At 61.4% G+C, this 21,705-nt stretch carries 16 protein-coding genes; 10 read left to right on the top strand and 6 right to left on the bottom strand.

Going from position 1 to position 21,705, the window contains the following annotated elements:
* Positions 1–129 precede the first annotated feature (129 nt).
* The 6 genes from NBH21_RS00440 (at position 130) to NBH21_RS00415 (ending at position 10,111) form a co-directional block, all read left to right on the top strand.
* Positions 130–2,175 (top strand): hypothetical protein, encoded by a 2,046-nt coding sequence (locus NBH21_RS00440; protein ID WP_250912000.1) that lies wholly within the window; start codon positions 130–132, stop codon positions 2,173–2,175.
* Between the two features lie 22 nt (positions 2,176–2,197).
* Positions 2,198–4,789: a type I secretion system permease/ATPase gene (locus tag NBH21_RS00435; protein ID WP_425340364.1), complete on the top strand. Its 2,592-nt coding sequence runs from the start codon at positions 2,198–2,200 to the stop codon at positions 4,787–4,789.
* A 9-nt stretch (positions 4,790–4,798) separates the two neighbouring features.
* On the top strand, positions 4,799–6,148 hold the full coding sequence (locus NBH21_RS00430) for an HlyD family type I secretion periplasmic adaptor subunit (RefSeq protein ID WP_250911999.1): 1,350 nt from the start codon (positions 4,799–4,801) through the stop codon (positions 6,146–6,148).
* Between the two features lie 42 nt (positions 6,149–6,190).
* Complete coding sequence (locus tag NBH21_RS00425) at positions 6,191–6,682, top strand: hypothetical protein (protein ID WP_250911998.1); 492 nt, start codon at positions 6,191–6,193, stop codon at positions 6,680–6,682.
* Positions 6,683–6,723: 41 nt separating this feature from the next.
* A complete protein-coding gene (locus NBH21_RS00420; RefSeq protein ID WP_250911997.1) occupies positions 6,724–8,352 on the top strand; it encodes a GNAT family N-acetyltransferase in 1,629 nt (542 codons plus the stop codon).
* Positions 8,353–8,524: 172 nt separating this feature from the next.
* Entirely contained in the window at positions 8,525–10,111 is a 1,587-nt protein-coding gene (locus NBH21_RS00415) for an MBL fold metallo-hydrolase (protein WP_250911996.1), read from the top strand.
* 18 nt (positions 10,112–10,129) lie between these two features.
* Here the strand turns inward: NBH21_RS00415 and NBH21_RS00410 are convergent, their stop codons facing one another.
* From NBH21_RS00410 to NBH21_RS00385, 6 genes are all read right to left on the bottom strand, one after another.
* Complete coding sequence (locus NBH21_RS00410) at positions 10,130–10,492, bottom strand: YbaN family protein (RefSeq protein WP_250911995.1); 363 nt, start codon at positions 10,490–10,492, stop codon at positions 10,130–10,132.
* A gap of 39 nt (positions 10,493–10,531) precedes the next feature.
* Positions 10,532–11,371 carry a siderophore-interacting protein gene (locus NBH21_RS00405; protein WP_250911994.1) on the bottom strand — a complete coding sequence of 280 codons (840 nt, stop codon included), beginning with the start codon at positions 11,369–11,371 and terminating at the stop codon, positions 10,532–10,534.
* A gap of 16 nt (positions 11,372–11,387) precedes the next feature.
* A complete protein-coding gene (locus tag NBH21_RS00400; protein ID WP_250911993.1) occupies positions 11,388–12,146 on the bottom strand; it encodes an iron ABC transporter ATP-binding protein in 759 nt (252 codons plus the stop codon).
* On the bottom strand, positions 12,143–13,111 hold the full coding sequence (locus NBH21_RS00395) for an iron chelate uptake ABC transporter family permease subunit (protein WP_250911992.1): 969 nt from the start codon (positions 13,109–13,111) through the stop codon (positions 12,143–12,145). The genes NBH21_RS00400 and NBH21_RS00395 overlap by 4 nt, the downstream gene beginning before the upstream one ends.
* Complete coding sequence (locus tag NBH21_RS00390) at positions 13,101–14,063, bottom strand: ABC transporter permease (RefSeq protein WP_250911991.1); 963 nt, start codon at positions 14,061–14,063, stop codon at positions 13,101–13,103. The genes NBH21_RS00395 and NBH21_RS00390 overlap by 11 nt, the downstream gene beginning before the upstream one ends.
* 124 nt (positions 14,064–14,187) lie before the next feature.
* On the bottom strand, positions 14,188–15,078 hold the full coding sequence (locus NBH21_RS00385) for a helix-turn-helix domain-containing protein (RefSeq protein ID WP_250911990.1): 891 nt from the start codon (positions 15,076–15,078) through the stop codon (positions 14,188–14,190).
* Between the two features lie 186 nt (positions 15,079–15,264).
* On the opposite strand from NBH21_RS00385, the gene NBH21_RS00380 reads away from it, so the two are divergent.
* From NBH21_RS00380 to NBH21_RS00365, 4 genes are all read left to right on the top strand, one after another.
* Entirely contained in the window at positions 15,265–17,454 is a 2,190-nt protein-coding gene (locus tag NBH21_RS00380) for a TonB-dependent siderophore receptor (protein WP_250911989.1), read from the top strand.
* Between the two features lie 7 nt (positions 17,455–17,461).
* Positions 17,462–19,072 (top strand): enterochelin esterase, encoded by a 1,611-nt coding sequence (gene fes / locus NBH21_RS00375; protein ID WP_250911988.1) that lies wholly within the window; start codon positions 17,462–17,464, stop codon positions 19,070–19,072.
* A gap of 30 nt (positions 19,073–19,102) precedes the next feature.
* Positions 19,103–20,035, top strand: a complete 933-nt coding sequence (locus NBH21_RS00370) for a siderophore ABC transporter substrate-binding protein (protein WP_425340363.1) — start codon at positions 19,103–19,105, stop codon at positions 20,033–20,035.
* Between the two features lie 189 nt (positions 20,036–20,224).
* Positions 20,225–21,478, top strand: coding sequence for an NAD(P)/FAD-dependent oxidoreductase (locus NBH21_RS00365; protein WP_250911987.1), 1,254 nt, complete (start codon positions 20,225–20,227; stop codon positions 21,476–21,478).
* Positions 21,479–21,705 lie beyond the last annotated feature (227 nt).

Here is a 21,705-nt window from a genome sequence, read left to right as displayed (position 1 = left end):
AGACAAGAAGGGACTGCACCGGCTACGCCGGTGCAGTCCAGCGGCTTGAGGCTGCGTCAGCGGAAACGGACAGTGCGACGGAGATTTCCGTTGGGCATGGCCCTTTGACGCATGGGCAGGGAGGCGGACATGCAGATCGACAGGATTTCCGAAATCATCGCCCACTTCATTGGGCATTTCGACAGCGTCATGGACGAAGCGCGGTTGCGCATCGGCTATACGGGCGGTCAGGTGCATGACAATGCTCCTGCGCCTCCGGAGGATCTCGAAGCGCTGGATCCTAATTTCGCCTCCGACCTCGCACTGAAAGGCTATATTCCGGGCGTCGAGTATCAAGACAACGATTACAGGCTCTTCGATGTCGGGGGACGGGCCTATTTCGATCCGCTATCGACACAGGATTTCAGGGATCTCGACGAAGGCTTCGGGGGCGGTTTCAGGCTGCCGCGCATGGGCGTCGACGAACCGAACATCCCGATCGAACTCGATGAACGTCTTGTCGTCTATCCCGGGGCGGGTTCGGCCATCTCGCATATGGCGCAGATCAATCTGCTTTTCGACGACGACTACCTGAACATGACCAGCGACTATCACGCGAAGCTGGATACCAGCTACGTCGTCGAGCGACTGGCGGAGTTCGCGACCGACGCGGTGCGCTTCACGCCCTTTTCCGATCTCGACCGCACCGACGCCTACGAAAGCCTGCAGAAGATCGCGCAGGAGGTTCATGATTACAAAGAGGATCTGGTCGCCAACAATACGACATCGATCGGCGAGGACGCCGAGGTGAACTTTGTGCAGGCCGGCGACGAGATCCACGGGACCTATGTCAATGGAGTGCTGGCGGAAGAAGTGCCATCGCTCGACGACCTGATGCCTGACCGCGGACTGGCAAAACCGGAGCAGGACCCGGAAGAGAGCGAAACGCCGCTCGAACAGCCGGAACCGCAGAATACGCTCGAGATCGCCGCCGGCGCCAATGTCGTCGTCAACATCGCCAGCTTCACCACAACGGGCGTGATTACCCCCGTCATGAGCGTGATGGGCAATCACCACCAGATCGATGTGATCACCCAGGCCTATGTCTACAGCGACAACGACACCGACGCCTTTGCCCCGAGCGGATGCGATAATGGATGGAATAGCGACGACAACAGCCATGCGTCGACCGTCGCCATCAATATCGCCGCATTCGACCGCACGACATTCGGCGACACCGGAACCGACAGCCAGACGGATCCGGATCAGGACCCGACCTATCCTTCCGACTGGCGTGTGAGCGTCATCGACGGCGATGTCTGTTTCGTACAGTGGATCGAGCAGTACAATTTCGTCACCGACAACGACCAGATGGTCGTCACCACGACCGGTTACGAGACCACGGTGCTCATCGGCGGCAATGCCGTCTTCAACATCACCGCCTATCTCGGGCTGAGCCAGCAGTACGACCTGGTGATCGTCGGCGGCAATGTGCTCGACATGAACTTCATCAGCCAGCTGGCCGTTCTCTATGACAACGATACGATTACCGGCGAACCGGGATGTCCCGACAACGTCGACACGCAGACCGGAAACAACCTTCTGTGGAACGAGGCTTCGATCCACAACGTCGGCAGCAGCGACCGTTTCGAGGCGATGCCCGACTATATGCAGCAGGCCCAGCAGAACATTCAGAACGGCGATCCGAACATGCCGGAAACGCTGGGGACCGACGCCAATTTCGTCGGTCACGAATGGTTGAACGTTCTCTACATCACCGGCAATCTCTACGACATCACCTACATCAAGCAGGTGAGCATTCTCGGCGATTCCGACCATGTCACGCAGGCCGCGTCGGATTATCTCGCCAACAACGAGAACGCCACCGTCACCATCGACACCGGCAGCAATGCGGTCGTCAACATCGCCCAGATCGTGGATTACGACAGCTTCGGCGGCTCGACCTATGTGGCGGGCCAGACCTATTCCGACGCCATTCTGATCCAGGGAGGCCTGGTGGAAGACGACCACACGCAGCCGCAACCGGTGAACAACCAGCTCGCCAACGAAGTCATCGCCTTTCTCGACAATGATCCCGTTACCCCCGACACGGACGACATTGTCTTCAATTCGGCGGATGACCTCGGTGGACCTCAAGCAAGTCCTGCGGATGTGATGCAAACAATGATCGCCTAAAGGACGATCCGGGGGGAGACAGATGAACCACGTATCGAAGGACGAGTTGTCGAGAAGCAAGGTCATCGATCTGGATCGACAGAACCAGTCGGGGCCGCCGCCGGGCAATGGGGAGGCAGATCCGGCGAATGCCTGCATTTCGGCGATCGACAACGTGATCGGCGACCTGAAGAAGCTGACCGATTCAGCCTCGAAGCTCGCCCAGGATTCGGGTGTAGCGCGGCCCGCCGAAGACAGGATGGAGAAAAGAGAAGAAGACAAGGCCAGCGTCGTCTCGAAGCCGCAGGCGCCGAACGCGGCCGAAGTCAGGATCGGTCCTCCGATCCAGCCACGGCCTGCCATCGACCCGGTTCAGACAGGCAGAATGCCGGGCTTCATTCCGGCGTCGGTGCTGGCGGCTCAAGAACCGAAAGCCGGCACCCCGACGATCGACGACGTGATCGAAAACCTGAGACGCCTCGACAACGCCGCATCGCAATCCGCGATGCGCCGGGGCGTCGCCACAGAGGCCGCAGTCGCACAACCGAGCGGTCCCACCTCCAGGGGACCTCTGGCAAACGCTCAAGCGGCGCCGCCGAATGTCGCGGCTGCGGCGCCGAACGGGTCCGCCGGACGGGCGGCCGCCCCTGCCCACAATAATAACAAGAGCGGGGCGGCCGTCGCGTCGGAGGCTGCGGCGGCAAATACCGAAACGGTGGCAAAGCGCGACCAGCCTGTGCGGGAAATCGATATCAAGCCGGTTCAGGACAAGCCGTTCGGAAAGACCATCGAAACCGACAGGGGACCGATCCGGGAAAACGAGCGGCGCCCCTCCAGCGGCGGCGGTGGTGGCGGCAAGGACTCCGACGACAACGGTAATGGCGGCGGCGGAAATGGCGGCCAAGCCGGTTTCCACAAACGCAGCGGCCCGGTGAACTTCGCCGCGAGCCTCGCAAAGGGTATCGCTGCCGTTCGACGCAACATGATCATCGTCATGCTGTTCACCGTCGCCATCAATGTTCTGCTTCTCGCGATACCGCTCTATCTCTTCCAGATTTCCGACCGGGTTCTGACCAGCCGGTCGATGGACACGTTGATCATGCTGACCATCGCGGTCGTTGGCGCGGTTCTGCTTCAGGCCTTCCTCGATGCCATCAGGCGTTTCATCCTGATGCGTACGGCGGTCGAGCTGGAGGTGCAGCTCGGCGCTCCCATTCTCAGCGCCGCGGCGAGAGCCTCGCTGCATGGATCCGGCAAGGACTACCAGATCCTGCAGGACCTGCAGCAGCTTCGCGGCTTCCTGACCTCGGGCACGCTGATCGCTTTCCTCGACGCGCCGCTGATGCCGCTCTTCGTGCTGGTGGTCTATCTCGTCCATCCGCATCTCGGCCTCATCATCCTGACGTGCTGCGCGGTGCTGTTCTTCATCGCCTTCCTGAACCAGCGGTTCACGGCGCGCCATTTCGCCGAGGCCAACGGCTTTGCCGGCCGGGCGAATTTCCACCTGGAGTCCATGTCGCGCAATTCGCAGATCATCAATGCGCTCGCCATGATCCCCGAAGCCGTCCGGATGTGGGGTCAGGAGACAGCGGGCTCGCTCAGGGCGCATGTCGCGGCGCAGGACAGGAACATCATGTTCGCTGGCCTTTCAAAGGGCTGCCGCATGATAACGCAGATTGCCCTTCTCGGCTGGGGGGCTCATCTTTCGCTTTCGGGGCAACTGACCGGTGGGATGGTGATCGCCGCATCGATCATCTCCGGCCGGGCTCTTGCCCCGATCGAAGGTGCAATCGAGGGCTGGAACCAGTTCAACAAGTCGGCCTCCGCCTATGCTCGCATCAAGCAGTTGCTGGTGAATTCACCGCTGAACTTCCCCCGGCTTCGCCTGCCCAATCCCGAGGGCCGGCTGGATGTCGAGCGCATTCTCTTCGTGCCCCCGCCGCAGAAGAAGGTGATCCTCAACGGCATCTCCTTCTCGCTGCGCAAGGGTGAATCGCTCGCCATCATCGGTAATTCCGGTTCTGGCAAGACGACGCTCGGCAAGATGCTGGTCGGTTCCATCCTACCGACATCGGGCAATGTGCGCCTCGACCTTATGGACCTGCGCAACTGGGACCAGCGGCAGTTCGGCGAAAGCATCGGCTACCTGCCGCAGGACGTGCAACTCTTCCCCGGCACCATCAAGGCGAACATCAGCCGCATGCGCGACGATGTCGACGACCGCCAGATCTTCGAAGCGGCAACTCTTGCCGACGTACATGAACTGATTGCCGGTTTTCCGCAGGGTTACGAAACCGTGGTTGCAGCCGATGGCTCACCGCTCTCGGGCGGGCAGAAGCAGCGCATCGCGCTTGCCCGCGCCTTCTTCGGCGATCCGAAGTTCGTGGTGCTCGACGAGCCGAACTCCAATCTCGATACGCTTGGCGAGGCAGCGCTTGCCCGCGCGCTCATCCACGCGAAGAAACAGGGCATTACCACGGTCACGATCACCCAGCGCCCTGCCCTTCTGCAGGTTGTCGACAAGATCCTCGTGCTCAAGGACGGATCGGTCGCGATGTTCGGCGAGCGCGTCGAAGTTTTGAAAGCATTGAGCAAGAGCGCCGGCGGCGAGTCCCCGCGCATCGACAACAAGTGAGTAAGTACCATGGCACGCAGCGTTTCAGCGAAAACAGATCCGGGCCCCGTCGAATGGTACAGCGAGGTTCCGCGTTCGATCCGACGCCACACCACCATCGGGCTGGCGGCTCTGCTGAGCACGTTCGGTGGCTTCGGCTTCTGGGCGGCAACTGCGCCGCTTTCCTCTGCGATCATCGCGCAGGGCAGTTTCGTCGCCACCGGCAACAACAAGATCGTCCAGCATCTCGAAGGCGGCATCATCAAGGAGATGCAAGTCAGCGAAGGGGAAATGGTCAAGGAAGGACAGGTGCTGCTGACACTTGATCCGACTGCGGCTCTTGCCGACGAGCGGGCGCTGACGCTCCGCCGCCTCAGGCTGGAGGCCGTGGTCGCGCGTCTCAGGGCGGAAGCCGACGGCAGCAAGCAACTGAAAATTCCCGACATCGTGATGAAGGAAGCGAGCGATCCCGAGGTCAACGCCATCATCGAGAGCCAGAACGTCATCTTTCACAGCAAGCAGGTCAAGCTGGAGGAACAGCTGAACCTCATTCAGAAGAACATCGTCTCGCTGGAGTTCCGCTTTGCCGGTTATCAGGGCCAGAAGCAGTCGTTCGAAAAACAGATCGCACTTCTGACGGAGGAACGCGATTCCAAGGCCAAGCTCGTCAAGGTGGGCTATCTGCGCAGGATGGATCTGCTCGCCATGGAACGAGCCATCGCAGACGCGCTCGGAGACCTCGCCCGTCTTGAAGGCGAACTCAACGAGAACCGCGCGCAGATTGCCAAGTACCAGCAGGAAGCCGTGATCGCGATCAATTCCAACAAGCAAGCCGCGCTCGACGCCCTGGAAACGGCAGAGGCCGATCTCGACAGCGTTCGCGAACAGATGACGGAGGCCTCAGGCGTGCTCGATCGGACGGTGATCCGTTCTCCCGTCACGGGAACGGTCGTACGCGCCTATTACCATACCGCCGGTGGCGTCATCACCACCGGCAAGCCGATCATGGAAATCCTGCCAGCCGGGGTTCCCCTGATCGTCGAGGCGCAGGTATTGCGTACCTCGATCGATCAGCTCCGCGAAGGTCAGACCGCCGCGATCAGGCTTTCGGCGCTCAATCGCCGCACTACGCCCGTGCTGACCGGCAAGGTGTTCTACGTCTCGGCAGACTCGATCGAGGAAGGCGCGGCCGGCGCCCAGAAGGACGTCTACATCGTCCGCGTGGAGCTGCCCAAGGAAGAACTCGCGCTGGTGCACGGCTTCCACCCCGTTCCGGGCATGCCGGCCGACGTGCTGATCCAGACATCGGAGCGGACATTCTTCGAATATCTCTCGAAGCCGATCAGCGACAGCATGTCACGCGCATTCAAGGAGCAATGACAGGGCAGGCAACGCGGCAAAGAACACAGGAGAGAGCGCAAAATGGGAAATATGCCGGATGTATTGTTGGGAGTCGGCCGGCTGAATTACGTCTGGACCAATACGGAAAGCCTGCTGATCTATGTCATCGCCCACCTTCTGGCGGTCGACAAGGAAGCGGCGATCATCGTTTTCCTGACGCTCAATACCACAAGGGCCCGGATCGATCTCGTGGAGCGGCTCGCCAAGCGTCGCTCCACCCCAAAAGCCGACCGGGAAGCCGTGCTGTTCGCCATGGCGCGGCTCAAGAAGGAAGCCAAGGTCCGCAACAAGTACAATCACAGCATCTATTCGTTCGACGAGAGCGGAGACATCTCCAGCACCCAGCTCATGCGGCTTGTCGAGACAGACAGCGAGATCCGCTACGGCAAGGTCGAGCAGATGGACGAAAAAGAGATGCGGCAGCTCGAAAGCTCGATTTCGGAAATCACCGATATCAGCAAATCGCTCTGGGCTTTCATTCACAAGAGCCCGCATCTGGCCAAGGAGATCTGAGGCCGAACTTCCGAAAGTTATGTGTTGAAGGGGGAAATGCGGTGCGGATAGACATCATCGATACAGTGGAGGCCTTCGCGGCCGTTCGCCGGAACTGGGACGAGGTGTTCATGGCGGACCCGGATGCCCAGCACTTCCTCTCCTGGACATGGCTGAAGCGCTATCTTTCCCATCGCCGGCGCTGGTTCATCCTGGCTCTCAGGAAAAGCGAACCCGGTTCTCCCTATCTCGCCTTCTTTCCCCTGCGTCTGCAGACGAAGGCCAATGCCGACGGTATCTTCACCGACGAGATCATCATGGCCGGCAATTTCGCCGCCGATTATACCGGTTTCATCACCCTGCCGGACTACGAGCAGCAGGCCATTACGGGCTTTGCCGCCTATCTCAGGCAGGAGCGGTGGACCCAGATCAAGCTCGACTATTTCAGCGGCCCGCCCGGCCGGCGCGAAGCTCTGGTCCGGGCGCTGCAGGGACCGGAGGTGATGTTCCGCAACAACGTGCCCCGCAACGAACAGCAGATCGACAATACCATCTGTCCGGTCATCCATCTGCCCGACAGCTGGGACGGCTATCTGGAACAGCACATGAGCGGCCAGACCCGACAGAAACTCAGGCGCTTCCTGCGCAAGGTCGAGGGCGGGGACGAATACCGCATCACCATGGCGACACCGGAAACGATAGAGCGCGACCTCGATATCCTCTTCGGCTTCTGGAGAGTGCGGTGGACGCCGATCAAGGGAGAAGAAAACGCCGAAAAAATGATCCGTGCATCCCGTGAAGTGTTGATGGATTGTTTTGCCGACGGCAATCTCGACGTGCCGGTGCTCTGGCACGGCGAACGCCCGCTCGGGGTTCTCGCCAACATCATCGACCGTCAGAAGAAAGCCGTCCTGTTCTATATCACCGGCCGCGACGAGGCATGGACCACGCCCTCGCCCGGTCTCGTGCTGCACGGCTATTGCATCCGGAAGGCGATTTCGGAAGGCTTTCGCACCTACGACTTCCTGCGCGGCAACGAACCCTACAAATACATGTTCGGTGTCAAGGAACGGCAGATCACCTGCACGCTTTTCCGGACCCGAAACGGCCTCAATCTCGGCGGTTTCATCAACCCACGCAGTGTGCGTTTCGTCTATGAGCGCGCGCTCGACCTCTATCATTCCGGCAAGAAACCCGAGGCAGAAACGGCCTTTCGCCAGGTTCTGGCTGCGATGCCCGATCATCGCGGCGCGGAGTTCGGTCTTGCCAACCTGCTTTTCGAACGCGGTGAGATGCGTGCGGCGGAGGCTTCCTATCTCGCCCTCATTCCGCGGCTTGCCGATCCCGTACCGGTTCTTCTGAGGCTTGGAGATGTGCATCTCGCTACCCGGCGCTACGGCCAGGCCGTTGAAACATTGCGGAAGCTTTGCAAACTTGCGCCGCACCATGTCGAGGGCCGCTACAAGCTGGGCGTTGCATTGCTGGCGGGTCAACGCTTGCGGGAAGCTGCCGCTGTTCTCGCAGAAGCCGGCCGCGTTCATTCCGACGACCGGGCCAAGAAATTCTATGCGCAAAAGGCGCGTGATGCCCTGTCGCGCATTGCCTTCACGTTCGATCCCCGTCCGGACTCCGCCTTCTATCCGGACCTCGCGTCCTTCGGCGGAGGCCCTGATATCCCGCACCTTCATTGAACGATGGTCGCCTGCGACCGTAGATCGCGGATGGAAGTGCGGGGGTTGACGCAACCGGACGTTTCCGGAGATGACTTGTCGTGCGGCCGCGACATGCCGCCATCGCAGCGAACGACTGGCTGGATAGTGGATCTGCGATGCCCATGCCTGCCAGCCGCTGGATACCGAACCGATGACTTCCGCTCCCATTATCCGCTTCCATGGCGCCTCCGGCACAGTGACCGGCTCCTGCTTCCTCGTCGAAAACGACGGTACGCGTGTGCTCGTCGATTGCGGCATGTTCCAGGGATCGAAGAGCGAGAAGGAACTGAATTATCGGTCCTTTCCGTTCGAGCCGACCTCCATCGAGGCGGTGATCCTGACCCATGCCCATATCGATCATTCGGGACTGCTGCCCAAGCTCGCCAAGGTCGGCTATGACGGACCGATCTTCGCCACCCGCGGCACGATCGATCTTTGCTCCGTGATGCTGCCGGATTCCGCCCATATCCAGGAAAGCGAAGTCGAGCAGCTCAACCGCCGCAACCAACGTCGCGGCCGCGATACGGTGGAGCCGATCTATACGGCTGAGGATGCCGCGCGCGCCGTCACCCTGATGCGCACGGTCGAACTGGAACGCTGGCAACAGGCAGCCGAGGGGATCCGTTTCCGGTTCTGGAATGCCGGCCATCTGCTCGGCTCGGCGTCCGTTGAAATGGAGATCGACACGCCCTCCAAACGGCTGCGCGTGCTCTTTTCCGGCGACATCGGCCCGAGCCACAAGCTTCTGCAATTCGACCCGGAGGCGCCGGAAGGTTTCGACTACGTCATCTGCGAAAGCACCTATGGCGATACCGATCGTGACGATGTTTCCGACCAGACCCGGCGGGCGGCGCTCAAGGCGGAGGTGAAAGCGGCCACCAACATCAACGGGGCGTTGCTGATCCCCTCCTTTGCGGTCGAACGCACACAGGAACTGCTGGCCGATCTCGTCTACCTGATGAAGACCGGCGCGATTGCCACCTGTCCGATCGTGATCGACTCACCGCTTGCTACCCGGGCGAGCGAAATCTTCCGCCGCCATTCCCGCGAACTGGAAAACGGCAGGATGCTGGCAGAGGCCATGGAGGCGCGCAATGTGCGTTTTACGGAAACGGTCGAGCAATCCAAGGCCATCGACCACATGCACGGCTTCCACATCGTGATCGCCGCAAGCGGCATGTGTGACGCGGGACGTATCCGACACCGCCTGAAGAACTGGCTCTGGCGCGAAGAGGCCACCGTGCTGCTGGTCGGTTATCAGGCTGCCGGAACGCTCGGACGCATTCTCGAGGACGGCGCGCAAACGGTGCGCATCCAGGGGGATGAGATCACCGTCCGTGCCCGTATTCGCCGCCTCGACATCTATAGCGGCCACGCCGATGGCCCCGAACTTGCCGCCTGGGTGAAGGAACGGCTGCCGATCACGTCAGGCGTCTTCCTCGTCCATGGAGAAGAGGCGGCGCTTGCCGGGCTCGGGGAACGTCTCTCGGCCTTTCTGCCGCTGGAGCGTATCTTCATCCCGCGTCTCGACAGCGCTTTCGAACTGACGCCGTCCGGCCCCGCCGACATCTCCGAGATCAGGGCGCCGCGGATCGATCCCGCCCGGCCCGGCCATAAGGACTGGCATAACGACCTGCAGTCGCTGGTGCTCGACCTTCAGGACGAACTCAAGCGCGCCGGAGACGACAAGGCGCGCGGCGTCATCCTCCGGCGGCTTCGGCGAGCGCTGAGCGAATAACGGACGAGGAACCTCCGCTCATTGCGAGGGCGATGGGCGGGAGAGGACGAAGGTGGCGCAGGCGACGAGAATGGCACCGACCAGAAGCTTCAGCCAGAGCTGCGGCGGGCCGGCGAACCAGACGATGGCATAGCTTACCGTCATCAGCGAAACGGAGGCGATCTTGGCGTTGCGCGAGATCGCGCCCTCCCGCCGCCAGTCGGTCAGCGGCTTGCCGTATTTCGGATGTTCGAGCAGCCAGCGCTCGAAACGCGGCGATGACCGGGCGAAAAGCCCGGCGGCGAGGATCATGAAGGGGGTCGTCGGCAGGACCGGCAGGAAAACGCCGACAATACCGATTGCCACCATCAGCCATGCGATTGCGAGTATCAAGATCCGCATCGGCGGAGTTCCCGTCCCTGTTTAGAGGCTAATTTCCACTCATTCGTCGAAATGGTCGTGCATGCCGGCGGCACCTCGGCGCCAGTAGCCGGAGGCTCGCATCCACTTCGGATTGGCGCCCCTGTTGTCGATCAGATAGGTGCGCAGGTCCTTGGCCACCAGGCTCTCGCAGGAAATCCAGGCGTGATAGTCACCGGAAAGCCACTGCAAACCTTCCAGTGCCTCCATGAAACCGACAGGCTCGCCGGCGGCGCGTTCGCCGCGATGGACCCAGACCACCGTTACTTCGGCATCGCTCGCAAGCTCCAGTTCGTTCGCCGCATTCTCGACCTCGGCGACCACTACGACCCTGCTTCCGGCTGGCAGTTCCTCAAGGCGGCGGGCAATCGCCGGAAGCGCCGTTTCATCGCCGATCAGCAGATGCCAGTCGAAGGCGAAGGGGACGACGAAGGAACCGCGCGGACCGCCGATCCAGGCCCGGTCTCCCACTTTCACATTCACCGCCCATTGCGTTGCAGGGCCGTCCTCATGGATCGCGAAATCGATATCGAGTTCGTTCGCCACGGGATCATACCGGCGCGGTGTGTAATCGCGCGCAATCGGTCGGGCCACGCCTTCGGGCATCTCGATACCCTTCGGCCCGACGATGGGCAGATCCGGAACCGTCCGGCCGGGACCGGGGAAGAACATCTTGACGTGGTCGTCGAAACCGACGCTGGCGAAACCCCGCAATTCTTCGCCGGTCAAAGTCACGCGCACCATGTTCGGTGCGATCCGGCAGACACGGGCGACATCGAGCGAACGCACGCGGATTTCGTGCCGAACCCGCCTTGGGGTGCGGTCGGGAACCGGATTTCCTGATATCACGTGATGGTCCATCCCTGTCTCTCCCGTTTCAGACATAGAAATCGATCAGCCGGCGTTCGCCGATCTCATGGACGATGAAGTCCATCTCGAAGATATCGCGCAGCCGCTCCGGGTCGGCGATTTCATCCGGCGTGCCGACAGCGGCCACCCTGCCCTCGTGCATGGCGACCAGCGTATCGGAATAGGTGGCGGCAAAGTTGATGTCGTGCAACACGACGACGACCGTCTTGCCGAAATCATCGGCCATGCGCCTGAGCAGCTTCATCGTCGAAAGCGCATGGCGCATGTCGAGATTGTTGAGCGGTTCGTCAAACAGCACGTAGTCCGTGTCCTGCGCCAGCACCATAGCGACAAAGGCGCGCTGACGCTGGCCGCCGGACAACTGATCGAGATAGCGATCCCTGAAAGTATCCAGCGCGACGAAACCGATGGCACGGTCGACATGCTCGTGATCTTCGACGGTCAGACGACCCTTGGAATAAGGGTAGCGGCCGAAGGCGACGAGATCGCCGACGGTCAGTCTTGCGGCGATCTGATTGTCCTGGCGCATGAAGGAGAGGCGCCTGGCCAGCACATCGCCCGCCGTCTTCTGCACGTCCATGCCGTCGACCGTGACAGTGCCGGTATCCGGCGCCATCAGGCGGCTTGCGATGGAGAGAAGTGTCGACTTGCCGGCGCCGTTCGGGCCGATGATCGACGTGACGCCACCCTTGGGGATGGTCAGGTCGACCCGGTCGAGCACGACCGTGCCGTCATAGGACTTGGTGATGTCGCGAATTTCGATCATCGGGCTTTCCCACGCATGAGCAACAGGATGAAGGTGAGGCCGCCGAAGAATTCGATGACGATACTGAGCGCCGTCGAAAAGGCGAAGAGACGTTCGAGGATCATCTGCCCGCCGGCGAGCAGAACGATCGACAGGAAAACCGTGACCGGCAACACATGGCGATGGCGGAAGCTTGGCGTCACGAGATAGGCGAGATTGGCGACCAGCAGGCCGAAGAAGGTGACCGGGCCGACAAGCGCGGTGGACACGGAAACGAGGACCGCGACGAGCGCCATGACCAGAGTAACCATGCGGCGATGATCCAGGCCGAGATCGATCGCCGTCTCGCGGCCGAGCGACAGCACGTCGAAACGCGAGAGGTTGGCGAGACCGACGGCAGTCGTTGCGGAAACGGCGATCGCGGACAAGCCGAGCAACTGCACATCGATGCTGTTGAAATTGGCGAACAGCCGGTCCTGCAGCACGACGAACTCATTCGGATCGATGATCCGCTGGATGAAGCCGGCAAGGCTTCTGAACAGGCCGCCACAGAGAATGCCGACGAGCAGCAGCAGATGCAGGCTGCGGGTTCCCCCGGAAAACAGCGTCCGAAACAACAGGCTGGAAAGCAGCACCATGGCGGCGACTTCCAGCACGAACAGCCAACGCTGGTCGAGGGTCGCGACTCCAAGGCCGCCGAGGAAGAAGACGAGAACGGTCTGCAGCAGCACGTAGAGGGAATCGAAGCCCATGACGGCCGGCGTCAGGATGCGATTGCCTGTCACTGTCTGGAACAAAACGGTGGACACGGAAACGGCGAAGGCGACCAGTACGAGGGCGGCAAGCTTGGTGCCGCGGAAGGCGAGCACGAAGCCCCAGTCCCCCTTCACCCCGACGGTCATGAAGAGAAGACAAACGACGAAAGCCGCAATGCCGGTCAGCGCAACGACCACGGCCGGCGATGCAAGAAGCCCCTTACGCTGCATAGGCGCGCCGCCCGAGAAGCAGGTACAGGAAGAAAGCCGAGCCGATGACGCCCATCGTCAGGCCGATCGGGATCTCATAGGGGAAGATGATCAGGCGACCGAGAAGATCGCAGAACATCACCAGCGCGGCACCGCTGAAGGCGACCCAGGGCAGTGTGCGGCGCAGATTGTCTCCGGCCATGAGGCTGACGACGTTCGGGATCACCAGACCGAGGAAGGGGATCATACCCACGGTAACGACGACGGATGAGGTGACCAGCGAAACGATCACCAGACCGAGCGTCACGACGGCGCGGTAATCGAGGCCGACATTGCGCGCCACCGCTTCGCCGAGACCGGCGATTGTGAAGCGGGCCGCGGTGAAATAGGCGAGGACAGTCAACCCCGCAGCGATCCAGAGAAGCTCGTAGCGTCCTCTCAGAACCATGGAGAAATCGCCGTTCGACCAGGCACCGAGCGACTGCACCAGGTCATAACGATAGGCGAGAAAGGTGGCGACGGCGCTGATGACGCCGCCGAGCATGATGCCGACCAGCGGCACCAGAAGAACCGACCGCAGGGGAATGCGTTCCAGCACCGCCAGGAAGAGCGCCGTGCCGGCGAGTGCGAAAACGGCAGCGACCAGCATTTTGGCAAAAACCGGTAGACCGGGCGCCAGAAGCATGACGAGGAGCATGCCAAGGCTTGCCGAATCCGCCGTGCCGGCGGTCGACGGCTCGACGAAGCGGTTGCGGGCCAGCATCTGCATTATCGACCCGGAAACCGCGAGGCCGGCCCCGGCCAGGAGCAGCGCCAGCGTGCGCGGGATGCGGCTTGCCGCGATCACAACGGCCGTATTTCCTTCGAATTCGCCACGCAACAGCGCCCCTACGGAGACCGGACTGACACCGGTCAGCAGGCTCGCGATGATCATCGCAGCAAGGAGCGTGAAGGCGAGGAGAACGGCTTTCATGGGCGGGATCGAGACGTGAAAAGGGAACCGGCATGACCGGTCGGTTCGCCATCCATAATGCCGCCTGCCACGATCGGCAATTAAAACCTGCCACAAATAGACAAGTTTATCGAAGCCGAATACGTCATGCGCGGCAGTATTTGGGCGGGATGCCGTAAGCCTTCTTGAAAGCGGTGGTGAAATTGGTGGGGTTGGCGTAACCGGCGATATAGGCCGCTTGCGCAATGGTCAGGCCGTCGCGCTCAAGGGCATCACGGGCCTTTTCCAGCCGCTTGCGGCGGATGAAATCGAAGACCGTGCTACCGAAGTGCTCCTTGAAATGCCGCTGGACGGAACTCGCACTTGCTCCCGTATCCCGCGCGATGCGTTCGATGGTCAGCGTCTCGTCGAGATGATCGAGCAGGTAGTCACGGACCTTCTCGCTCTGCCGAAGCGTGCTCATCGTCGGCCTTGCCACCGCCGAGCGATCACGATCGACCAGGGCTGCGCAGGCTAGGCACATGAGTTCGAGTGCCTTGGCCTTGCAGTAGAGATCGCGGATCTCGCCATGCAGGGCGACGGGCGGGTTCACGATTTCCTCGGCAAGCTGGACCGCATGGCGATGTGGCCACCAGACAAAATGGTTCATGTGGCCGGAGATGAAATCGGAAAGTTCCGGCGAGCGCTGGTCGCGGTCGAGCTGAAGGTCCTCAGCCCAGCTCACCGGAGCGGAGATCATCACCTTCCTGAGCAATTGGCCGGGCTGCTGCACATGCCGGAGCCCGGATCGTTGGACTCGGTTCATGACAAGTGCGATCGGCCGCCCCTCCTCGCCCTCCCCGGCGTTCATGTCGAAGAAGACGTCATCGATATAGAATTTCTGCTGGCCGCTCAGAAAGATGAACAGCTGGAATTTGGGCGAGAGGGAAATCAGCGGCTGGTTCTGGTGATGTGGCCCCGTGCCGTCGAAGACGCCCACCTGTATCTGTCCGGGAAACTGGGGCTTCTCAACCGGCTGCTTGTTCATCAATCCCATGGTCTCTCGTCCGCGTTTTTCGCGAAACCGTCACTGCCCGGAGTCAGTGACGTTCGCGCATAGCTTTTTGCCGCTCAGGGCATGGCCTCATCCATCGACACACGACACCCCTTAATCATATAGGTGACTTATATAGTCAAGTTTAAGCCGCAATTCCTGCGGTCAGCCGTGCATGGGGACAGTGAAATGACCAATAAAGGCAAGGATGCAATCCAGCAAAACGTCGCGCGCCGGTCGCGCAGCCTGTCAGGGCTCGCGCTGATTGCCACGACAAGCCTGATCGCCATCGGCGCCGCGCAGGCGCAGGACGCGGATGATGGCAGCACGCAACTCGAGACCATCGTCGTTCAGGGCGCCGGCGAGAAGGGCGATGGCCCGGTCAAGGGCTATGTTGCCAAGCAGAGCCGCGCCGGCACCAAGACCGACACGCCCCTTTCCAAGACACCCCAGTCGGTCTCCGTCGTTCCCGCCGAACAGATCGCCGATCAGGATGCAAAGTCGGTCGCCGAGGCAATGCGTTACTCCGCCGGCGTCTTTGCCGAATATCGCGGCCCGTCCAACCTGCACGACGAGATGTTCATCCGCGGTTATTATTACGTGCCGCGTTTCGTCAACGGCCTTCTCTACGGCAACAACTCGCTCGGCCAGATCGACCCGTGGCTGCTGGAGCGCGTCGAAGTGGTGCGCGGCCCGTCCTCCATTCTTTACGGACAGGCCAATCCGGGCGGTATCGTCAACCTTGTGACCAAGCGCCCGACCGACGATCCGCTGCATGAGGTGGAAGTTGGCTTCGGCACCGGCGACCGCGCGTCGGTGAGCTTCGACTTTTCCGATGCGCTGCCCGGCAACGAGGACATCCGCTATCGTCTCGCCGGCACGGCATGGCGCGCCGACACGCAGGAGGATTTCCTCGAGCAGAAGCGCATCAGCCTTGCTCCGTCCGTTACATGGACACCCGACGAGCAGACCTCGCTCACCATCGAGGCCTTCTACCAGAACGACCCGGAAGCCGGTTTCCGCAACTTCCTCGAGGCCGCAGGTACCGTCGACGAGACGGCTTACGGCTATGTGCCGACCGATTTCCTGGTCAGCGATCCGGATTATCAGGAATCGACGCGCAAGCAGGCCTATATCGGCTACGCCTTCGAGCACGAGTTCGAAAACGACATCACCTTGCGGCAGAACATGCGCTACAGCATGATCGACCAGACCTACAACACGCTTACCTGGAACAGCCTGCAGGCCGACGAGAAGACTGTCAGCCGCGCGGCGAGCGACCAGACCCAGTTGCAGCATCAGTTCGTCATCGACAACCAGATCCAGGCCAAGGTCGATACCGGACCGCTCAGCCACACCCTGCTCGGCGGCGTCGACTACCGCTTCACCACCGAGGACAATCTGGTTTCCCGCGGGACCGCCAACTCGATCGACTGGACCAACCCGTCCTATGGCAATGTGACCGTTACCGGCCGCCGCACCTCCACCGACGCGACGACGGATGCCTCGCAGGTCGGCGTCTACCTGCAGGACCAGATCGAATTCGGCAGACTGAACGTCATGGCCGGCCTGCGCTACGATTGGGCCGACACCGACGTCGACGACAAGACTTCCTCCAATACGGACGCATCCTACGACGATCAGGAATTCACCTGGCGCGCAGGCGCGATCTACGACCTCGGCTACGGCATTTCGCCCTATGCGAGCTACAGCACCTCGTTCGAACCGGTCACCCAGTCGCCAGGCGCAGGCCAGGATCCGTTCGATGCGACGACAGCGCAGCAGTATGAAGTCGGCGTGAAGTTCGCACCGGAAGGCGAGAACTATCAGGTCACCGCTTCCTATTACGACCTGACGCAACAGAACGTCCTGTTCTACGACAACGCGACGTCACTCTATTACCAGACCGGCGAGATCGTCAGCAAAGGCTTCGAGATCGAAGCCCATGCCGAGATCACCGACAATCTGAAGCTCGTCGCCAGCTACAGCCACATCAACCAGGAAGTCACCGAGACCGTCAGGTCCGCCGAACTCGGCAAGATGCCGGCACGCGTGCCGATCGATCAGGCATCGCTGTGGGCCAAATACGAATTCCTCGACGGTCCGCTTGCCGGCCTCGGCATCGGCGGCGGCGTGCGCTTCCTCGGCGAAAGCTGGGGCAATGCGACGAACACCTTCAAGGTGGACCCGACCACTCTTTTCGACGCGTCGCTCTCCTACGACTTCGCCGCCAAGTTCCCGGACATGAAGGGCCTGAAACTGCAGGTCAACGCGTCGAACCTTGCCGACGAGAAATATGTGGCCTCATGCGCCAGCGCCACTGCCTGCTTCTACGGCTCACGCCGTAGCGTGACCGCCTCGCTGAAATACACTTGGTAATCTGACCATGAAGTCGCGTTTTAGAAACCTGATGATGGGGCTGGCGGCAATCGCCGGCTCCTTTTCGTCCGCATCGGCAACCGATGACGGGACAATCGCCCTTGCCATCGGCAAGGCTCATCCGGGTGTCGCCCTTTCCGCCGGACAGACGGCGTTCTTCACCACCGAAGCCATCAATGGCGACTATATCAAGGGGAAACTGGAGAGCGGTTCCGGCCGCTTCGACCTCGATCTCGTGACCCGGAACGGCGAACATCTCCGCCGTCTTCTGAACGACACTTCCGGCACCGCCGATTTCCAGTTCGTCGTCGAAAGCGCCCCGGTCCTGATGAGGCTGACCGCCCGAAGCGACGTTACGGGCTATACGCTGACCCTGACCGACAAGGTGACGCCCGAGCAGCAGAGGCCACTGGAACGCGTCTATCTCAGCCCCACAATGGAAAAAACCGCAGCGAAAGTCGCCGCCGGCGGCTCGACCGAGACTTTCTGGAAGAAGGTTGCGGAACAGGGAACCCCGCTCGTCGAAACGAAGGAGGACGGCACCGTCATCGCCACCTTCCTCTGGCGCGGCGCGACGAAGAATGTCCGGCTCTTCGGCTCGCCATCCGGCGATCACGAAAATCTCGAGCGGATCGGCTCGTCCGACATCTGGTTTAAAAGCTTCGCCGTTCCGGCCGATACCCGCCTTTCCTACCAGCTCGCACCCGACGTGCCGGATGTTCCGGGTACCGCACGGGAGCGGCGCGTCGCGATCCTGTCGACCGCGCAGGAAGACCCGTTCAACCACCACCCATGGCCCGCCGATGGCATCGACCGTTTCGACCGGCATTCCGTCTTCGAACTGCCGGGCGCGCCGCCGCAGCCCTATCTCGCGGAGAAGGGCAATCCGAAGGGATCGCTGCAGAAGATCATGGTGAAGAGCGAAACGCTGGGCAACGAGCGGGAGATCACCGTCTATCGCCCCGCCGGCTTCGATCCGGGCAATCGCGAAAACCTGCTGCTGTTCATGTTCGATGCAGCGGAATCCCTGACCAAGATTCCAACTCCGACCGTGCTCGACAACATGATCGCCGAGGGAGAGATTCCGCCGACGGTTGCCGTGTTCATCGCCAATCCGGGACCGGATGCGCGCGCCCGCGAACTGCCGGCCAATCCCGTCTTTGCCGACTTCATGGCGGAACAGCTTCTGCCGCTTGTGATCCGCGAAACCGGGATCACCCATGATCCTTCCCGCACCGTGCTTGCCGGGATGAGCTATGGCGGCCTTGCCTCGATGACGGTCGCGCTCCGCCATCCCGAACTCTTCGGCAACGTGCTGTCGATGTCGGGCTCCTACTGGTGGTCGCCGCCGGGTACACCTGCCGACCGCCAGGAATATGTGGCGGGCCTGATCGCCGAAAAGCCTGTGCCGCCGATCCGGGTTTTTCTCAGTGCCGGCCTGTTCGAGACAGGTAACAGCCGCGGCGTCTCGAGCATCATCGATACCAATCGTCACCTCCGCAACATGTTACTTGCCAGAAATACTCAGGTTATCTATCGCGAATATGCCGGTGGCCACGACTACCTGATCTGGCGAGGCACGATTTCCGACGGGCTCATCGCCCTCTTCGGCAAATGACCGGCGCAAGAACAGCAAGAGGATAACGACATGAGCTTCAGAACGAAAATCCTGACAGCGGCCGCTGCATGCATGGTCAGCGTCGGCGGCATGATCGCAAGCTCCGCAGCGGCTGCGGATGTCAGCGTCGAGACGGCCCGCGGCGGCGTAACCGTTGCTGCCAATCCGGCGAAGGTCGTCGTCTTCGATCTCGGCGTGCTCGACACGCTGACCGCGTTGGAGGTGCCGGTCGCGGGCGTTCCGGGCTCCAACCTGCCGCCATCGCTGGAGAAGTACAAGGCCGACAGCTACGCCAAGGTCGGCTCGCTGTTCGAACCGGACTACGAAGCGATCAATGCTCTCAAGCCCGACCTGATCATCATCGGCGGCCGCTCCGCAGCCAAGTATGACGATCTCGCGAAAATCGCGCCGGTGATCGACCTGACCACCGATCCAGAGAATTTCGGCGGCAGCGTCGAGCGCAACGCCACGACGCTCGGCCAGATTTTCGGCAAGGAAGCCGAGGTGAAGGAACGCATCGCCAGGCTGCAGAGCTCGACCGCCGAACTGAAGACAAAGGCTGCCGGCATCGGCAAGGGCCTCGTCGTCCTGACCACCGGCGGCAAGATCAGCGCCTACGGCCCGGGCTCGCGCTTCGGCGAAATCCACGGCCGTTTCGGCGTGGCCGCGGCGGATCCTGACCTCAAGGTCGCGACCCACGGTCAGGTCGTTTCCTACGAGTACATCCTGGAAAAGAACCCCGACTGGCTGTTCGTCATCGACCGTGACGCGGCCATCGGCCAGAAGAACGGCCAGTCCGCGCAGCAGCTTCTGGACAATGCGCTGGTGCACAACACCAACGCCTGGAAGAACAACCACGTCGTCTATCTCGATCCGGTCAAGATGTACCTGACCAGCGCCGGCCTTGCCACGGAGCAGGGCATCGTCGACGAAATCGCGGCAGCCATCGAGCCGAAATCCTGAGGATTTCGACTTCGCGAAACCATGCAGAAAGGCGTCCGCTTTCCGGGCGCCTTTTTCCTTTCGGCTTCCACGTTCCAGATTTGCAACGGTTCGGCCGATTTCGCGAAATGTGGCAAGTTTTCGTTTGCGCCGCACCAAAGGGGGTAGCATCTTCCCGTTTCGTCATCATCGAAACGGAATTCAGGTAACATGTCTGCAGATACCATCGTACTCGGCGCCGGCATCATCGGCGTTTCCACCGCCATCCATCTGGCGCGTCGCGGAAGGTCGGTGGTGCTGGTGGACCGCCGAGGCGCCGGCGAGGAAACCTCCTTCGGCAATGCCGGCCTGATCCAGCGCGAAGGCGTCGTGCCCTACGGTTTTCCGCAGGAGGTCGCCACGCTGGTTCGCTACGGTCTCAACAACCGTATCGACGCCCATTATCACCTGCGCGCCATGCCGAAGCTCGTGCCCTTCCTGTCCCGCTACTGGTGGCATTCGAACAAGGTACGCCATGACGTCATTGCCCGCGCCTATGCGCCGCTCATCGAAAACTCGATTACCGAACACAATGACCTGATCGAGGCGGCCGGCGCCGAGCACCTGATCCGCAAGAACGGCTGGATGGAAATCTTCCGCACCAGCGCCAAGCGGGATACGGAATATGCCGAAGCAGAGCGGCTTGGCCGCGAATACGGCGTGAAGTTCGAGGAACTCTCGGCCGCCGATCTGGCGAAGGAGGAGCCCGATCTCAGGGGCGAATTCACCGGAGCGCTGAAATGGGCCGATCCGTGGTCGGTGCTCGACCCGCACGGCCTGACCATGGCCTATCTCAAATATTTCGAAAGCATCGGCGGACGCTTCGTCAAGGGCGACGCCACGACGCTCACGCGCAAGTCCGGAGCCAAGGGCTGGCAGGTGAAGACCGCCGACGGTCTGGTTGAAGGTGGTGAGGTCGTACTGGCGCTCGGCCCGTGGTCCGAGGATGTGACGCAGAAGCTCGGCTACAACTTCCTCGTCGGGGTCAAGCGCGGCTATCACATGCATTACGCCCCGGCCGGCAAGGCGAAGCTCAACAACTGGACGATGGACAACGAGCGCGGCTATTTCCTCGCCCCGATGAACAAGGGCATCCGCCTGACCACCGGCGCGGAATTTGCGTTCCGCGATGCGCCGAAGTCACCTGTGCAGATCGAACGCGCCGAAAAGATCGCCCGCTCGATCTTCCCGCTGGCCGAGCGGCTCGATCCGGAGCCGTGGATGGGTGCACGTCCCTGCACGCCCGACATGATGCCGATCATCGGCAGGGCCCCGCGTCATGATGGCCTCTGGTTCGCCTTCGGCCACGCTCATCACGGCCTGACACTCGGGCCGGTGACCGGCCGCCTGATCGCCGAAGCAATGACCGGTGAGAAGCCGTTCATCGATATCAGCGCATGGCGGCCCGAACGCTTTAACCCTTGAGAATTATGCACGTTTTTTCGGCGGCGCACAAAAGTGCCGCCGAAATCGCCCTCATGGGCTGGAAATCTCTCTTTTTCGATGCTAGGGTATTTTCGGTCAATTGACCAAAAAGCTGCAGTCGTTGCGGCAGACCGGATAAAAACAGGCGAGATCAACCGCCATCGGTCGAGGGGCACTGAAATACCGGCAGGAAAATGGCACGTTTCTTGATCTATAATGCGAAGACC

The sequence above is a fragment of the Ciceribacter sichuanensis genome, assembly GCF_024055605.1.
Lineage (GTDB): Bacteria > Pseudomonadota > Alphaproteobacteria > Rhizobiales > Rhizobiaceae > Allorhizobium > Allorhizobium sichuanense.
Note: the sequence above shows the minus strand (reverse complement) of the source record. Positions and strands in the feature narration are given on the sequence as shown.

Excerpts from the sequence above, each read along its gene's own strand:
- NBH21_RS00390 (WP_250911991.1), bottom strand. The coding sequence starts at position 14,063 with ATGAAAGCCGTTCTCCTCGCCTTCACGCTCCTTGCTGCGATGATCATC.
- NBH21_RS00425 (WP_250911998.1), top strand. The coding sequence starts at position 6,191 with ATGGGAAATATGCCGGATGTATTGTTGGGAGTCGGCCGGCTGAATTAC.
- NBH21_RS00430 (WP_250911999.1), top strand. The coding sequence starts at position 4,799 with ATGGCACGCAGCGTTTCAGCGAAAACAGATCCGGGCCCCGTCGAATGG.
- NBH21_RS00395 (WP_250911992.1), bottom strand. The coding sequence starts at position 13,111 with ATGCAGCGTAAGGGGCTTCTTGCATCGCCGGCCGTGGTCGTTGCGCTG.
- NBH21_RS00410 (WP_250911995.1), bottom strand. The coding sequence starts at position 10,492 with ATGCGGATCTTGATACTCGCAATCGCATGGCTGATGGTGGCAATCGGT.
- NBH21_RS00385 (WP_250911990.1), bottom strand. The coding sequence starts at position 15,078 with ATGGGATTGATGAACAAGCAGCCGGTTGAGAAGCCCCAGTTTCCCGGA.
- fes (WP_250911988.1), top strand. The coding sequence starts at position 17,462 with ATGAAGTCGCGTTTTAGAAACCTGATGATGGGGCTGGCGGCAATCGCC.
- NBH21_RS00405 (WP_250911994.1), bottom strand. The coding sequence starts at position 11,371 with ATGGACCATCACGTGATATCAGGAAATCCGGTTCCCGACCGCACCCCA.
- NBH21_RS00415 (WP_250911996.1), top strand. The coding sequence starts at position 8,525 with ATGACTTCCGCTCCCATTATCCGCTTCCATGGCGCCTCCGGCACAGTG.
- NBH21_RS00365 (WP_250911987.1), top strand. The coding sequence starts at position 20,225 with ATGTCTGCAGATACCATCGTACTCGGCGCCGGCATCATCGGCGTTTCC.
- NBH21_RS00380 (WP_250911989.1), top strand. The coding sequence starts at position 15,265 with ATGACCAATAAAGGCAAGGATGCAATCCAGCAAAACGTCGCGCGCCGG.
- NBH21_RS00435 (WP_425340364.1), top strand. The coding sequence starts at position 2,198 with ATGAACCACGTATCGAAGGACGAGTTGTCGAGAAGCAAGGTCATCGAT.
- NBH21_RS00400 (WP_250911993.1), bottom strand. The coding sequence starts at position 12,146 with ATGATCGAAATTCGCGACATCACCAAGTCCTATGACGGCACGGTCGTG.
- NBH21_RS00440 (WP_250912000.1), top strand. The coding sequence starts at position 130 with ATGCAGATCGACAGGATTTCCGAAATCATCGCCCACTTCATTGGGCAT.
- NBH21_RS00370 (WP_425340363.1), top strand. The coding sequence starts at position 19,103 with ATGAGCTTCAGAACGAAAATCCTGACAGCGGCCGCTGCATGCATGGTC.